This window comes from Kribbella sp. NPDC051952, assembly GCF_040680855.1.
Classification (GTDB): Bacteria; Actinomycetota; Actinomycetes; order Propionibacteriales; family Kribbellaceae; genus Kribbella.
The window spans coordinates 66,830-80,950 of record NZ_JBFAXQ010000016.1; the positions used below are offsets into that span (position 1 = coordinate 66,830).

13 protein-coding genes are annotated in these 14,121 nt (G+C 67.1%); 8 read left to right on the forward strand and 5 right to left on the reverse strand.

Annotated features, from left to right (window positions below; all coding sequences use genetic code 11):
• The first annotated feature begins 31 nt into the window (after positions 1-31).
• Both AB0L70_RS27175 and AB0L70_RS27180 read left to right on the forward strand, forming a co-directional pair.
• Complete coding sequence (locus AB0L70_RS27175) at positions 32-352, forward strand: hypothetical protein (RefSeq protein WP_363688918.1); 321 nt, start codon at positions 32-34, stop codon at positions 350-352.
• Positions 353-355: 3 nt separating this feature from the next.
• Entirely contained in the window at positions 356-1,066 is a 711-nt protein-coding gene (locus tag AB0L70_RS27180) for a DUF2071 domain-containing protein (RefSeq protein ID WP_363688919.1), read from the forward strand.
• Here AB0L70_RS27180 and AB0L70_RS27185 read toward each other — a convergent pair.
• Both AB0L70_RS27185 and AB0L70_RS27190 read right to left on the reverse strand, forming a co-directional pair.
• Complete coding sequence (locus tag AB0L70_RS27185) at positions 1,020-1,901, reverse strand: MBL fold metallo-hydrolase (protein ID WP_363688920.1); 882 nt, start codon at positions 1,899-1,901, stop codon at positions 1,020-1,022. The two genes, AB0L70_RS27180 and AB0L70_RS27185, sit on opposite strands and share 47 nt — an antisense overlap.
• 15 nt (positions 1,902-1,916) lie before the next feature.
• Positions 1,917-2,690 carry a hypothetical protein gene (locus AB0L70_RS27190; RefSeq protein WP_363688922.1) on the reverse strand — a complete coding sequence of 258 codons (774 nt, stop codon included), beginning with the start codon at positions 2,688-2,690 and terminating at the stop codon, positions 1,917-1,919.
• Between the two features lie 98 nt (positions 2,691-2,788).
• Here AB0L70_RS27190 and AB0L70_RS27195 point away from each other — a divergent pair, with 98 nt between their 5' ends.
• The 3 genes from AB0L70_RS27195 (at position 2,789) to AB0L70_RS27205 (ending at position 4,396) form a co-directional block, all read left to right on the forward strand.
• Complete coding sequence (locus AB0L70_RS27195) at positions 2,789-3,286, forward strand: MarR family transcriptional regulator (protein ID WP_363688924.1); 498 nt, start codon at positions 2,789-2,791, stop codon at positions 3,284-3,286.
• Positions 3,287-3,393: 107 nt separating this feature from the next.
• On the forward strand, positions 3,394-3,564 hold the full coding sequence (locus AB0L70_RS27200) for a hypothetical protein (protein WP_363688926.1): 171 nt from the start codon (positions 3,394-3,396) through the stop codon (positions 3,562-3,564).
• A 37-nt stretch (positions 3,565-3,601) separates the two neighbouring features.
• A complete protein-coding gene (locus tag AB0L70_RS27205) occupies positions 3,602-4,396 on the forward strand; it encodes a GNAT family N-acetyltransferase (RefSeq protein WP_363688928.1) in 795 nt (264 codons plus the stop codon).
• Positions 4,397-4,406: 10 nt separating this feature from the next.
• On the opposite strand, the gene AB0L70_RS27210 is transcribed toward AB0L70_RS27205, so the two are convergent.
• Positions 4,407-5,204: an SGNH/GDSL hydrolase family protein gene (locus AB0L70_RS27210; protein ID WP_363688930.1), complete on the reverse strand. Its 798-nt coding sequence runs from the start codon at positions 5,202-5,204 to the stop codon at positions 4,407-4,409.
• A 43-nt stretch (positions 5,205-5,247) separates the two neighbouring features.
• Between AB0L70_RS27210 and AB0L70_RS27215 the strand changes: the two genes are divergently transcribed.
• Complete coding sequence (locus AB0L70_RS27215) at positions 5,248-8,214, forward strand: hypothetical protein (protein ID WP_363688932.1); 2,967 nt, start codon at positions 5,248-5,250, stop codon at positions 8,212-8,214.
• Here AB0L70_RS27215 and AB0L70_RS27220 read toward each other — a convergent pair.
• Positions 8,176-9,963: a BTAD domain-containing putative transcriptional regulator gene (locus AB0L70_RS27220; RefSeq protein WP_363688934.1), complete on the reverse strand. Its 1,788-nt coding sequence runs from the start codon at positions 9,961-9,963 to the stop codon at positions 8,176-8,178. The two genes, AB0L70_RS27215 and AB0L70_RS27220, sit on opposite strands and share 39 nt — an antisense overlap.
• A gap of 93 nt (positions 9,964-10,056) precedes the next feature.
• Entirely contained in the window at positions 10,057-10,872 is an 816-nt protein-coding gene (locus AB0L70_RS27225) for a class I SAM-dependent methyltransferase (protein WP_363688936.1), read from the reverse strand.
• Positions 10,873-11,188: 316 nt separating this feature from the next.
• On the opposite strand from AB0L70_RS27225, the gene AB0L70_RS27230 reads away from it, so the two are divergent.
• Together AB0L70_RS27230 and AB0L70_RS27235 are read left to right on the forward strand one after the other, a co-directional pair.
• Positions 11,189-13,030 (forward strand): ABC transporter substrate-binding protein, encoded by a 1,842-nt coding sequence (locus AB0L70_RS27230; protein ID WP_363688938.1) that lies wholly within the window; start codon positions 11,189-11,191, stop codon positions 13,028-13,030.
• Complete coding sequence (locus AB0L70_RS27235; protein WP_363688940.1) at positions 13,027-14,121, forward strand: ABC transporter permease; 1,095 nt, start codon at positions 13,027-13,029, stop codon at positions 14,119-14,121. The genes AB0L70_RS27230 and AB0L70_RS27235 overlap by 4 nt, the downstream gene beginning before the upstream one ends.

Genomic DNA, 14,121 nt, shown 5'->3' on the forward strand with positions numbered 1-14,121 from the left:
GCGGCTGACCGCTGGGGTTACGCTCAGGCGCATGACCGCTGGTAGGTATATCGCGCAGATCGTCGAGGTCCCGGAACACGGCATCAAGCTCGAGCCGGCGGAGGGTTCGGTCGCGCCGGAGGGGCCGACCGAGGTGAACCTGCTCGGGATGGCGATCGCGCTGGCCTTGGGGGCGGCGGGCTACCACCACCACGCCGAGCAACGCGACCCGGAGCTCCAGACCCTGGACGCCCTCCTCACCGGCGACGCGGTGATGCCGTGGCGACCGGCCGAGTCCGGAGGTACGCCGTACATCGTCTGCGAACTCAACGACGGCAAACCGACCTGCTCAGTGCGGCCGACCGTCGACTGAACCTTGACCGGCTGGCCGACGCCGCCTGAGCTGCGACGACCGCGGATTCTGCGGCAGCGCTGGCTCGATCTGACGTTCCTGCACTGGGCGGTCGACCCAGCCGACGTCGCGCACTTCTTCCCGGCAGGCACTCGCCCGGACACCTTCGAAGGGCGCACGTACGTCGGCCTGGTGCCGTTCCGGATGGTCGATACCGGGCTGCCGCACGGGCCCGCCGTTCCATATCTAGGATCTTTCCTAGAAACGAATGTGCGCCTGTACTCCGTTGATGCGACCGGCCGGCGGGGAGTGGTCTTTCTCAGCCTTGATGCCGATCGGCTGGCGGTGGTTGCAACCGCACGGGCCGTCTTCGGGCTTCCGTACCGCTGGGCCCGGATGAGCCACACTCGCGACGGCAGTCATCACACCTATACGTCGACGCTTCGGTGGCCTGGTGTCCATGCGAGCTCGACTATCGGCGTGGAGCTGGGTTCTCGCCTTTCGTTGGGCCCGCTGGAGGACTTCCTGACTGCGCGGTGGGGTCTCCATAACCACCGTGGTCTTTACCTTCCCAACCACCATCCGCCGTGGATCCTTTACTCCGCGGAGGTCACCACCCTGAACGCCGATGCGCTCTTCAACTCGGTCGGGCTAGCTGCGCCGGGTCGGCCGCCGGATCATGTTGCCTTCAGCCCCGGCGTACCTGCTCTGTTCGGTCTACCGGTTGCCAGGTGAAGGACGTGCCGTTGCGACTGACGCGGCCTAGTCCTGGAAACGGGAGGTGATACGCGTGGAGCAGGAGGCGTTCGTCGGCGGCCCACTCGAGGATCCGTCGGCGGGAAGCGATCGAGCTGGACCGATCTAGGTCCCAGGGCGTAGCCCAGTTGGGATGAGTTAGCTGCAGCGGGTCGTAGAAGGTGTCGCCGACGCAGAGCAACTGCTCTTCGCCGGACTTGAGGAGCAGCGCTGTGTGTCCTGGCGTGTGGCCGGTCGCCGCGACGGCGTGCACTCCGGGCAGGAGTTCGGCGCCGTGCTCGAAGGGCTGCAGCTTGGCGCCGAACTCGCGAATCGCTGCCCGCGCGGCGTCGACGTGGGGGAGTGCGGAGGGCAGCTCGAGCGGCTCGGACCAGAAGGCGACCTCGGAGGCGTGTGCGTACGCCGTGGCCGCCGGGAACCTGACCTCACCCGACCAGGTCGCACCGCGCGCGTGGTCCTGATGGAGATGGGTGAAGACCACCGCTGCAAGGTCACCCCGGGAGAAGCCGGCTCCGGCCATGCCACCTTCGAGCTTGCCGACCAACGGCTCGATGTACTCGCCGTACCCGAGAAAGCTTGCCCCGAGCCCGGTATCCACGACCGCCAGGCCGTCTGACGTTTTGATGAAGAGACAGTTGTAGCCGCACGTCAGCGTGGAGCGGCCCTCGTCGGTCGCGGCTGCCTGCAGCTCGTCTTCTGGGACTCCGGCTTCTGGCGTGAAGTACTGGTCGAGCGGCGGCTCCCACGGCGGTTGCGGCTGGCCGTCACTGACGACCACACATTCCAGCCGTCCTACCGAGAACCGATAGATCATCCGGCGAGTATTCCATCAAGCCATCAGGTCGTCGGTCTGCCCGATGAGGTAAGGCAACCTGAGCTGCCGAGCCCACCGATTGATCTCGCCGGCCAGCGCCCGGGACCCGGCGGCGTCCCCTTCGTCGCTCAGCAACGACGCCAGGAGTGCTTGCTGAGCCAGCACGCCGAAGAGAAATCCAGCCTCCTGCCGGACCTCGGTCGACAGCTCCCATTGCTCCCGAGCCAGCTTCAGATCCCCGGCCGTGTGAGCGTGATCCCCGAGATGCCGCAGCGCAAACGAACCGACCAGGTCGTCGCCGCAGTCGAGGGCTTCGCGGTAGCAGGCATACGCCTGGTCCGGGTCAGTCAGGAAGTGGTCGGCGACCAGCCCCGCATAGAAGAACGCCATACCCTGCCGCGCATTGTCCGGGGCCGTGGCTTGTAGCCCGTCGAAGCCGGCCGCCAGTTCCTTCGCGACGCGCTCGCCGTCCGCCGAGTCGTCCTTCCTGAAGAGCTCCCTGCTGTAGTCCTTCCGCAGCCGAAGCATCTCGACGTCCCAGGAGCTTGTTGCGTCCGGCAACGTGTCGACGGCTTGGGTGGCCGCTGCGAGAGCCTCCCCACCGTGATCGGTCAGCTGGGCGAAGTCCTGATCGACCAACACCTCGGCGAGAGCCACTGCGATCGCGCGCCGCTCCGCCGGGGCCTGAGAGTCGGTCGCACGGAGCAAGGCGGCAGCCGCATCCCATTGGGCCCCGAGCCGGAGCCGGGTAGCGGCGGTGATGACGTCCTGTACGGAGAGCTCAGCCATGGTCAGGTCCTCACAAGAGCTGCGAATGGATGACCTAGAGGGTATTTCGACGTCGAAATATTTGACAACTAACCTTCAGCTGGTGAAAAGTTCGACGGGTGAAGGATTGGGTAGATGACCATGTCGACCTCTGGTCCGAGGAGTGGCCCGAGCTGGATCGCCAGGTCGAAGGCATCGCGGTCAGACTCCAGGCCCTGGCCCGCTACCTCGATCGGCATCGTGACGCCGTGCTCGCGAAGTTCGGATTGCAGTGGTGGGAGTTCAAGACGCTCCACATGCTGCGCCGCGGCGGGACGCCGTACCAGGCAACTCCGGGGCAGCTCGCCAAGCTGCTGAGCATGTCGCCGGCCGCGCTCACCAACCGCCTCGACGCGCTCGAGCGCCGTGGGTACGTCGAGCGCTCCCACGATCGCGATGACCGCCGCAAGGTCGTCGCGACCCTGACGCCGGCCGGTCACGAGATCTGGGAACGCGGCGTCGGCCAGATCCAGCAGGTCGAAGAAGAGCTGATCCATCACCTCTCGTCCGACGACCGCATCCGCGTCGAGGCGCTGCTGCGCCGCCTGCTTCAAGCCACCGAGCAACAGCCCGGCTGAATTCTTTTGGACGATTTCGGCCCGGCATGTCAAAAACGCGCCGGCTAGTCCGACGTATCTGTGAAGGCGCCCCCGGAGCGGGGCCCCACGGAGCGGAGGACGGACGCATGGAACCGCTGAACCTGATGGTGTCGCTGAGCCACAACATCGAGGCCAAGCCGGAGAACAAGCACGGCCTGAGCCAGCCCGCCGGTGGTGGTCGCCGTCGCCCGCGTCGTCGCTGGACGGCGCGCACCCGGCTACTCGCAGTGGTCAGGGGTTTGAGCACCGTCGAATAGACCGGCAGCTGGCGCTCGGACATGGGAGAGTCCTCCCGTGACTGATGCGAAGAGTGACCAGGTGGGGCAGTTGCTGGCGGTGTACGACGAGCAGCTGCGAGGGGCCAGTGAGAGCGCGGACGTGCCGACGAGCATGGACGGACCGGTGATCCGGGTCGAGTACCCGAACCGTGGGTTCGTCAGCTACCGGACGCTGGACGGCCTCGACAGCGCCGAGATCGACGCGTTGATCGCGCGGCAGCGGGACTACTTCGCGGCCAAGGGTCAGTCCGTCGAGTGGAAACTGCGTGGTCACGACCAGCCCGCCGACCTGCCGGAGCGGCTGCGGGCCGCTGGGTTCGAGCCGGAGGAGCAGGAGACTGTCCTCGTCGCTGAGAGCGCCGACATCGTCGAGCGGCTCCGCGGTCGCGAGTCCGTCGACGGCATCAGCATTCATCTCGTCAACGACCGCGCCGACTTCGAGCGCATCGCCGCGATGGAGTCGACCGTCTGGAACGACGACTGGTCCTGGCTCACGGACGATCTGGTCCGACGTCATGCGACCGGCACCGACATCTTCGTCGCCGAGGCCGACGGCGAGGTCGTCTCGGCCGCCTGGGCGGTCTACAAGAAGGGCACCGAGTTCACCGGCCTCTGGGGCGGCTCGACGCTCGCCGAGTGGCGCGGCAAGGGCATCTACAAGGCGCTGGTCGCAGTCCGCGCCGCCCGCGCGTCAGAGCTCGGCTACAAGTACCTGCACGTCGACGCCTCCGACGACAGCTCCCCAATCCTCCAACGCCTCGGCTTCCAGGCAGTAACCACCACAACCCCCTACGTCCACACCCCGTCCTGACCCTCGGCGGTCAGGCGCGGAGGGTTTCGACGACCAGGTCGGCCACGGCGCGCATGCCCGCGGCGTTGGGGTGGTAGGGGACGAAGCCGGTCAGGGGGCTGAAGAGGCCTCTTGAGTAGGCGGTGGTCCAGGGCGTTGGGGAGCCGATCGCGTGGTCCCGGCTTGCGGCTGAGGCTGTGACCAGGTCAGCGCCTGTTGCTGCGGCGGCCTTTGCGAAGGCCGCCGCCAGGCCGTCGGCCATCATCGCAACGCTCGGCAGTTGTTCCTCGTTGAGAGGTACGTCGAGGCGCGGGCGGGTGCTCGGGCCGACGAGGGTGAGGTAGTCGACCAGCAGGACGCGTGCTTCCGGAGCGCGCTCGCGGGTCCGCTCGACCACGGTCGTGAGGGCGTCGGCGACCGCGGCGTACTCCGCGTCCTCCTTGAGGTAGCTCACCCGGGCCCGGATCCGGTTCGCGACCCGGCGACCGAAGATGCTCGCGGGCTTGGCAACCGTGTTGAGGAAGCTGCCCCGGATGAACGTCCCGATGTAGTCGAGATCGTTGCCGCCGACGGTGATCGTGACGAGTCGCGTGTCCGGCGTGAGCGCGTCGAGCTGCGGCGGCGCGTTGTCTTGCTGGGTGTCGAGTACATGCGCGGTGGTGGCACCGGAGTACGTGACGTCGGTCAGCTCCAGCCCGAGCTCGGCCGCAACCAGGTGCGCGTAGTTGTTGCCCGATCGACCCGCCGGCCTGTCCACGATCGGATTGATTCCCGGCCCGGCCGCGAACGAACTGCCAAGGGCGACGTACCGGCTTCCGGGTGGGATCACCGCACCACGATATCCGCCTGCGTAGGTGGGGCATACTGCACCGGTGACTGACGACGTGTTCGGTACGGCGGGGATTCGCGAGCGGGTCCTGGCTGGGTGGTCGGCGGCGCCCGTACGGTTCCGCGAGGACGCGAACGCGGAGGAGGACCTCGCGCTCGGTGGGTACGTCGACCGCCTGGTGATCGAACTCGCGCAGAACGCCGCGGACGCCGCTGCCCGGGCGGGAACGCCGGGCCGGGTGCTGTACGAGCTCCGCGGCAGCACCCTCGTCGTCGCCAACACGGGTACGCCGCTCAACGCCGAAGGGGTCGAGTCACTCGCGACCCTGCGCGCCTCCGCGAAACGGGACCACGCCACGGTCGGGCGCTTCGGGGTCGGGTTCTCCGCCGTACTCGCGGTCACCGACGAGCCGGTGATCCTGTCGCGGACGGGTGGCGTGCGCTTCTCGAAGGCGGACACGGCGGCGGCGATCGCTGAGCTCGGCTCGGCGGGACTCGATACCGAAGTACGCCGTCGCGATGGGCAGGTGCCTGTACTGCGTCTCCCGTTTGAAGCGGAGGGGGAGCCGCCAGCGGGGTATGACACTGCGGTCATCCTCCCGCTTCGGAATGAGGCTGCGGCTGCGCTGGTCCGTCGACTCCTCAACGAAGCCGGCGATGCGCTTCTCCTTGCATTGCCTGGGCTCGAGCGCATCGAGATCGAGACCGACGACGAGCATCGGGTGCTGGAAGACGCCGCGTCCCGGTGGTGGATCCATCGCGCCGCAGGGACGTTCGACGCCGAAGAACGCGAGCAGTTGCTGGCGGACCGGCCGACCGAAGAGCGCTCCCGGCCCAGTTGGTCGGTGGTCTGGGCGCTGCCGCGTGATCTCACCACCCAGCTCCCTGGGGTGGTCCAGGCGCCGACACCGACCGACGAAACGCTCTCACTCGAAGCGTTGCTGTTGGCAACCTTCCCCCTCGACCCGACCCGACGACACGTGGCCAAGGGCCCACTCGCCGATCGGATTGTGGCGGAGGCCGCCCGGGCGTATGCGGAGTTGCTTCGTGATCGGGCTGACGCCGGTGACCACATTCTCAGGTTGGTGCCGACGGGGTTGGCGGCGGGGGCGCTCGATCGTGCCTTGCGGGACGAGATCCTCGCGGTCCTGCCTGCGACGCCGATCGTGCGCGCGGTGGAGGACGGTGCTCTGCTGCGACCGCGGGACGCCGTCGCGGTCGAAGGGGCCGACGACGCGTTCAACCAGGTGCTCGCGCCGATCGTCCCGGCCCTGATCCGATCCACACGACAGGATCGCCTCGCACTGGATGCACTGCAGGTCCGGCGTCTCGAACTGGCCGACGTGATCGACCAGCTCGGTGCGGAAGAGTCGCCCGCCTGGTGGAAAGCCTTGTATTCCTCGCTTTCCGGCATGGTCACAGATGCACTCCTGCGCGAATCCCTCGGCACGCTCCCAGTCCCGCTGGCCGACGGACGGATGGTCCGCGGCGTGCGCGGTCTCCTCCTGTCCGGCCCCGAGATCCCTACCGACATCCTCGCCGCCTTCGGGGAGTACGGCGTACGAGTAGTCCACCCGGACGCCGTCGACCCGGCCCTCGAGCGGCTGGGCGCGATCCCGGCGACACCGCGGTCCTTGCTCGAGGACAGCGCCGTACGCACGGCCGTCGAGCATTCGGTCGAGGCCGATGATCCCGACGCGATCGCGTACGCCGTACTGACCCTGATCGCCGCCGATCCGACCCAAGCCGAAGGCCTCTGGTGGCTGTCGGACCTGGTACTGCACGACGCCGACGGCGAACTCGTCCCGGCGAATGCCCTCGTGATCCCCGGATCCGCGGCCGAGGAGGTGCTCGATGCCGACGAGGTCGCCCCGGTGGCCCGCGAGCTGCTCGACCGCTACGGACTTCCCGCGCTGGAGGCAGTCGGCGTACTCGCGTCGCTCGGTGTCGTCACGGCCTCCGACGTGGCCCTCGATCAGTTGCCCGAGGCCCTCAAAGACCTCGATGGCATTGAGGATTGGGCGTACGACGTCGCTCCGGACGGATCGCGGTACGGGGCGACCGTCGGCGAACTGATGGCGATCCGGGACCTCGACTGGATCACGGACAATGCGTGGCCGCGCGTTCTCGACCTGCTCGGTTCGTCGCCCGAGCTCCGGCGCGCGCTCGTGACCCAGGTCCGGATCGTCGGCCCGGACGACCGGCCACTCGGCGTACCGGCGTACGCGGCCTGGTGGATCCGTGATCGGGTCGTGCTGGCCGACGGCGAACCCCTTGCCGGGCGGGCGGATCCGGATGCCGAGCCGGTCCTCGCGCAGTTCCTGGACGAGGCGCCGGACTGGACGGCCGCGCTGGACCCGGAGGTGCGGACGGCGGTCGGCATGGTCCGCGAGGTCGGCGATCTCGATGCCGATGGCATCGAGTTGCTGCTGGAGCGGCTCGCCGATCCGGACCGCGAGGTCGACGAGAGCACGATCCTGCGGTTGTGGAGCCGGCTCGGCACGCTCTCGCTGTTCCCGGGGGATGCGCCGGAGCAGGTCCGGGTGCTCGCGGACGACGGTCTGACCCGGGTCACCGACGCCAGTCATGCGGTCGTCGTCGATGGCCCGATGTGGTTGCAGCGTGCGGATCTGGGTGGATTCGTCGTTGCGTTCGGTGCCGCGGCGGACGGGTTGAGTGACCTGCTCGACGTACCGATGGCGCAGGAAGTTGCCGAGGGCAAGATTGACAGTGAGGGTACGGCGGCCGACGTACCGGCGATCGTACTCGAGCTCGTGCCTGAGGTGCCGGCGATCTGGTGGGAGCACGAGGAGCTCACGGTCGACGGGGTCGAGGTGTCTTGGTGGGTCGACGCGGATGGCGCTCCGCATGCGGCGACGTTCGACGGATTGGCGAAGGCGCTGGCGTGGGGGAGTGGGCGGTGGGATCAGCGGCATGTGATCCGTGCGGTGCTCAATGAGCCGGGTCGGAGCTCAGAGTTGCTGATCGACGCGGCCTACGACACCGATTAGGTCCTGTAATGCCGGGTTGTCGATGCCGGTGCTGAGGGTGCGGGCCGAGGTGGCCGCCTGACGGTCGCCCAGGCGGCTGAGGTGGAGTTGGGCGTGGACCAGAAGTTCGCGCAGGTCGCACCTAGCTGCGAGGGCTGAGAGTCGACCGGCGAGGGTGAGTGCGCGATCGTGCTCGGAGTGGTCCATGGCGACGGTGATGGTCGCGTCGAGGACGTGGGCGTGGACCCATTGGTAGCGATCTGGTGCGGTGCTGGCTCGGTTCAAGGCGATCTCGAGCCAGCGGGTGGCGGCGGGGTGGTCGCCTCGTTCGGCGTTGAGGAGGGCGAGGCCGCGGCCCGCCATCCCTTCCCAGCAAGGGTCTCCGAGCTGACAGCCCAGCGCCCAGGCCTCCTCGAAACCGTCGAACGCTGTGTCGAGCTTGCCAGCGTACAGGTCGAGTTCGGCGGCTAGTGCTTGCGGCCAGGGCTGGAAGGCGATCCAGCGTTCCTGGCGGACCAACTCCAGTGATTTGCCTAGGGCAACGGCTGCTTCGGCGTACTCGGCACGGAGGAGATGGGCTCGGCCGACGAGCGACAATGACCAGGCTTGCTGGCGGCGATCACCGCAGGATGCCGCTAGGTCCGCGGATTCGTTGAGTTGCTCGAAGGCGGTGGGGTAGTCGGATCGGTCGGAGGAGTTCATTCCGCGTACGCCGAGGATGGCCGACAGCTCCTCGGGAGTTTCGGAGAGGTGCTGGGCGCGGTTGAGCCACTCGTCGCCGGTGGTCCGACGGCCGGCTTGGACTTCGACGAAGCCGAGCTCGCGGAGGGCCAGGACGGCGGTGGGGCGTTCGCCGGCTTCCTGGGCGATCAGGAGGGCTTCGTTGAGGATGATGGCGCCTTCCTCGTCGTGGCCGCGGATTGCGTGCACGAGGGCGCCGCCGAGGGCTGCTAGTGCTCGTGCTTGGAGGGTTTTGTCGTGGCATTGGACGGCTGATGCGGCTGCTTGCCGGAGGCAAAGGAGGCCCGCGTCTACCGCGCCGGCTACCAGGGCGGCTCGTCCGGCTTGTAGTTGGCTGACGGCGGCGGCGCGGCTGCTGAGGGGTGGGCCGGACTCGGTGCCGACCAGGGCGGCCGAGTGGAGGGATTCGGTCACCTCGACCCCCAGTTCGGTTCGGAACAGGTCCTCGCACAAGGCGATCTGGCGCAGTGCGCCGGCCCGGTCGCCTGACTGGGCGAGGCTGCGGACGAGCAGTTCGTGGTTGCCCTGCTCGTGTGGATTGCTGGTGACTGCCTTGGCTGCGAAGGGGATCGCGTCGGTGGGGCGGCCGGTTGCGAGCAGTGTGATTGCCTGCTGGCGGAGTCTGGCTTCGATCATTCCGGCTACCCGGCGGCGCTCGAGGAGGAGCCAGGACTCGAACTCCACACAACCATCAAGCTCCACCCCCTCCAACAACTCCCCGTGGGCCCAACCACTCTCCCGGCTGGGATGTCCGGCGGTTTGGGCGGGATGGGTGGTGAGTTGGAGGACGTCGACTGTTGTTGGATCCAGGTGGGTTGTTACCGGGTCGCCGGTCAGTAGGTCGGGGATGCCGGTTGCCCGGCGTAGTTCGGCCAGGGTCCAGCGGAGGGCGGCCAGGGGATCTTCGGCGTCGGGGAAGAAGAGTTCGGCCAGGCGGCGTCTGCTCGGGGGCCGCTCGGTCAGCAGGAGGTACCCGAGTAGCCCCCACGCTTTCTTGCCTCGTGGTTGACGGCCCGGTGGTTCGATCACCGGGGGACCCAACAGACGGATCAGCGACACTGGTCTCACCCCCTCGCGCGAGACCAGTGTCGCCCCCAGACCCTCATTCGGTGGAGCGTTTGGTTAACGCCGTACGCCGACTGCTTCCAGGTACTCGGCCCGCGCTGCGACCGTTCCGTCCTCCGCGTAGTCGAACGCTCGCGGTACGTCGGCAAGCTCCGCCGCGAACTGCCGATGGTCCTCACCGTCCAGCGACCCGGCCAGGCGGGTGATCGGCCCGTAGAAGTCCATGAACCACTCGGCGAAGTGCTCCGGCGAGTGATACCGGAACACGTACTCACGCTTGACGAGGGCGGTCCACTCGACCCGGTCCCCGAACAACTCGGACAGGTGCGACTCGGTGCCCCACAGGGTCGGCGCCTGCACACCGGCCGGCGGCGGAGCCCACTTCGACACCGTCTTGAACAGCTGCCCGACCATCCCGCTCGGCGTCCACGATGCCAGTGCGATCTTCCCGCCCGGCCGCACCACCCGCACCAGCTCGTCGGCCGCGCGCTGGTGATCCGGCGCGAACATCACGCCCACCGTGCTCAGCGCGAGATCGAAGGACTGATCCGGAACCGGCAGCTCCTCGGCGTCACCCTCGGTGAACGTGACCGGCAGGTGCTCGGCCGCCGCGCGCTCACGCCCCTGCGCCAGCAGGTTCGCCGCGTAGTCGACCCCGGTCGCCTCCGCGAACCGCCGCGCCGCCGCCATCGCGGCGTTGCCCTGACCGCACGCGACGTCGATGGCTCGTTGCCCCGCGCGAACGTCCGCGGCCTCGACCAGCAGCTCGGCGATGATCTGCAGGGTGTTACCCACCCGCGGATAGTCGCCCGTCTGCCATCCGGTCCGCTGCTTGTCCTTGATCGCCGCGAAGTCTACGGCCGTACTCGTCATGCCATTTCCCCCTGGAAAGTCGTCCCGTTGTCAGATGACCGGAACTGGCCACCTGGGTCCGATCCAAGCCCCGCACCGTGTGATGCGGCGTGTGACGAGACAGGACGTCGTACGACGGGACCAAAGGTCTAACTGGTCACACAGCGCAATACATCGTTGTCAAAGGTTGGTATATCGACTGATCTGCGGATATGACGGCAAGGTTCCAACGTGGCAATGAACTCTTGCCAACGTTGTCATGCCTACTTATAGTCCGACTCACCTCTCGGTCGGTGATGCCCCTGTCCACGCAATGGAAACGGAGGTGACTTTCGTCATGAACGAAGCGCCGCGCCCGCAGTTCGAAGATGTCGAGGATGTCGTCCGCTATCAGCTCAGTCGGCGAAGCGTGGTCGGAGGAGGTGCCGCGGCGGCGATGACCGCCTTCCTGGCTGCCTGCTCCGGTGGCGGGTCGTATTCCGACAAGCCCGCCAACAACGACAACAAGCCCCAGGCGACCAAGTCGATCCAGATCGGCAAGGCCAACATCCCGGTTCCGCGTGACCAGGCGGTGATCGTCGGCCAGGTGGAGTACACGGTCTTCGACAGCTTCAACGGGATGATCCCGAACGGATCGCCCTCGGGTGCCGGCGTGGAGCTGAGCACCGAGCCACTGTTCTACCTGAGCTTCGCCACCGGCGAGATGAAGCCGTGGCTGGCGACCGAGTACAAGTACAACGACGACCACACCGAGGTGACCTTCAAGTTCGACCCGAAGGCGCACTGGAACGACGGCCAGCCGCTGGGCGCGAACGACTTCAAGTTCACGGTCATGCTCCTGAAGGATCGGCCCGACCTGTTCGGCGGCGGCGGTGAGCTGAAGGAGTTCGTCAAGAGCATCGACGTCCCGGACGCCCAGACCGCGGTGGTCAAGATGACCAAGCCCGCGCCCCGGTTCCACTACAACTTCATCTCCGCGATCGCCGGTCCGCCGCTCGGGATCATGCCGGAGCACATCTGGAAGTCGCAGGACCCGACGAAGTACAAGGACAACCCGCCGGTGCACAGCGGCCCGTACAAGCTGAAGCAGGCGATCCGGAACCAGAAGATGTTCATCTGGGAGAAGGACCCGAACTACTGGAACAAGGACAAGCTCGACGTCAAGCCGCAGTACGTCGTCTACCAGAGCACGTCGAAGCAGCTCGACCAGGCGTCGCTGGCGTTCGAGCGGGCCGAGTTCGACGTCGGCTCGGTGGACGAGCAGCACGCCAAGCAGCTGCGCAACACCGGCTACCCGGCGCTCGTGACGACCCAGTTCCACGACCCGAACCCGCGGGTGATGTGGCTGAACTGCGACCCGGCCCGCGGGGTGATCTCGGAGCCGAAGATGCGCTGGGCGATCAACTACTGCCTGGACCGGGAGAAGATCGGCAAGTCGATCTGGCCGGTCCCGGTACCGCCGGCGCAGTACCCGTGGGCGGACTACCCGACCAACGACAAGTGGAAGAACGACGAGCTCGCGAACAAGTACAAGTTCGAGTTCAACCCGCAGAAGGCGACCGAGCTGCTCGACGAGATCGCGCCGAAGAACGCCGCCGGCAAGCGCACCTACAAGGGCAAGGAGATCAACCTCGAGATCATCACGCCTTCGCCGGTCGACGGCGGTGAGTACGCGATCGCCAACGTGCTGAAGACCGACCTGGCCAAGGTCGGTGTCCCGGCCACCCTGCGCAGCCTGGCCGGCAACGTGCACGACGAGAAGTTCCAGCGCGGCGAGTACGACATCGACTCCAGCTGGGCCGGGATCGCGGTCGACCCCGAGCAGCTGTACTCGGACTGGACCAGCGACAAGTACCAGCCGATCGGCAAGAACGCGGCCGGCAAGAACAAGCTGCGGTACAAGAACCCGAAGTTCGACGAGATCTCCAAGCAGCTGGCCGGGATGGATCCTGACAGCGAGCAGGCCAAGCCGCTGCTGAACCAGGCACTGGAGATCTACTTCCAGGACCTGCCGATGCTGTCGGTGATCCAGACCGGCTACCCGTCGTACTTCAACAGCACGTTCTGGAAGGGCTGGCCGACCGACGACGACCTGTACGAGGTCCCGCTGAACTGGTGGCAGCACTTCATCTTCGTGCTCGGCAAGATCGAGGCCACCGGGCAGAAGGGGCCGGCGTGACGGCTGAGGCCCCGTCCGCGGTAGCTGTCGACAAGAGCCAGGACTCCGCACCCGCCACGGGGGTGCGGGCCTGGCTGTCGCGGCATCCGCTGGCGGCGTACGCGATCCGCAGGTTCGGGCTCTACCTGATCGAGCTCTGGGGCGCGCTCACCATCGCGTTCTTCTTCTTCCGGCTGATGCCGGGTGACCCGATCCAGACGCTGATCCAGACCCTGCAGCAGAACTACATCTACAACGCCCAGGCGAGCGCCGAGATCATCGCCCGCTACAAGCACGAGTTCGGGCTCGACGGGAACCTGCTGACGCAGTACGTGGTGTACATGCAGAAGCTGGTTCTGCACGGCGATCTCGGACCGAGCCTGATCAACTACCCGACACCGGCTCAGACGGTGATCCTGCGCGCGCTGCCCTGGACCATCGGCCTGCTCGGCATCTCCGCCGTACTGGCCTGGATCCTGGGTGTCGTCATCGGCGCGATCGCGGGCTGGCGCCGCGGCAAGCTCGGCTCCGCGATCGCGACCAACCTGTCGATCGCGCTCTCGCACGTGCCGTACTTCTTCGTCGCGCTGATCCTGGTCTACATCTTCGCGTACTCGATGGGCGTGTTGCCGGCCAGATCGGCGTACGACTCCAACATCAATCCAGGGATCAATCTCGCGTTCATCGGCAGCGTGCTGAAGTACGGGTTGCTGCCCGGCCTGTCGATCGTGGTCATCGGGACGTTCAGCTGGATCCTGTCCACCCGGATGTTGATGGTCCCGGTACTCGGCGAGGACTACCTGGTGTACGCCGAGGCCAAGGGCCTGAAGGGCTGGCGGATCCTGACCCGCTACGCGCTGCGGAACTGCTACCTGCCGCAGATCACCGCGTTCGGCATCTCGCTGGGCTTCATCTTCAACGGCAACGTGCTGGTCGAGCAGCTGTTCAACTACCCGGGACTGGGGACCACGCTGGTCACCGCGATCCAGCAGCTCGACTTCAACACGATCCTCGGAGTGACCGATATCGCGATCTTCTCGGTGCTGACCGCCGTACTCCTGCTCGACCTCCTCCTGCCGTTGCTTGACCCGCGGGTCAAGTACTGGAAGTGA

Coding starts and splice junctions, on each gene's coding strand:
- AB0L70_RS27175 (WP_363688918.1), top strand. CDS start 32: ATGACCGCTGGTAGGTATATCGCGCAGATCGTCGAGGTCCCGGAACAC.
- AB0L70_RS27185 (WP_363688920.1), bottom strand. CDS start 1,901: ATGATCTATCGGTTCTCGGTAGGACGGCTGGAATGTGTGGTCGTCAGT.
- AB0L70_RS27190 (WP_363688922.1), bottom strand. CDS start 2,690: ATGGCTGAGCTCTCCGTACAGGACGTCATCACCGCCGCTACCCGGCTC.
- AB0L70_RS27200 (WP_363688926.1), top strand. CDS start 3,394: ATGGAACCGCTGAACCTGATGGTGTCGCTGAGCCACAACATCGAGGCC.
- AB0L70_RS27225 (WP_363688936.1), bottom strand. CDS start 10,872: ATGACGAGTACGGCCGTAGACTTCGCGGCGATCAAGGACAAGCAGCGG.
- AB0L70_RS27230 (WP_363688938.1), top strand. CDS start 11,189: ATGAACGAAGCGCCGCGCCCGCAGTTCGAAGATGTCGAGGATGTCGTC.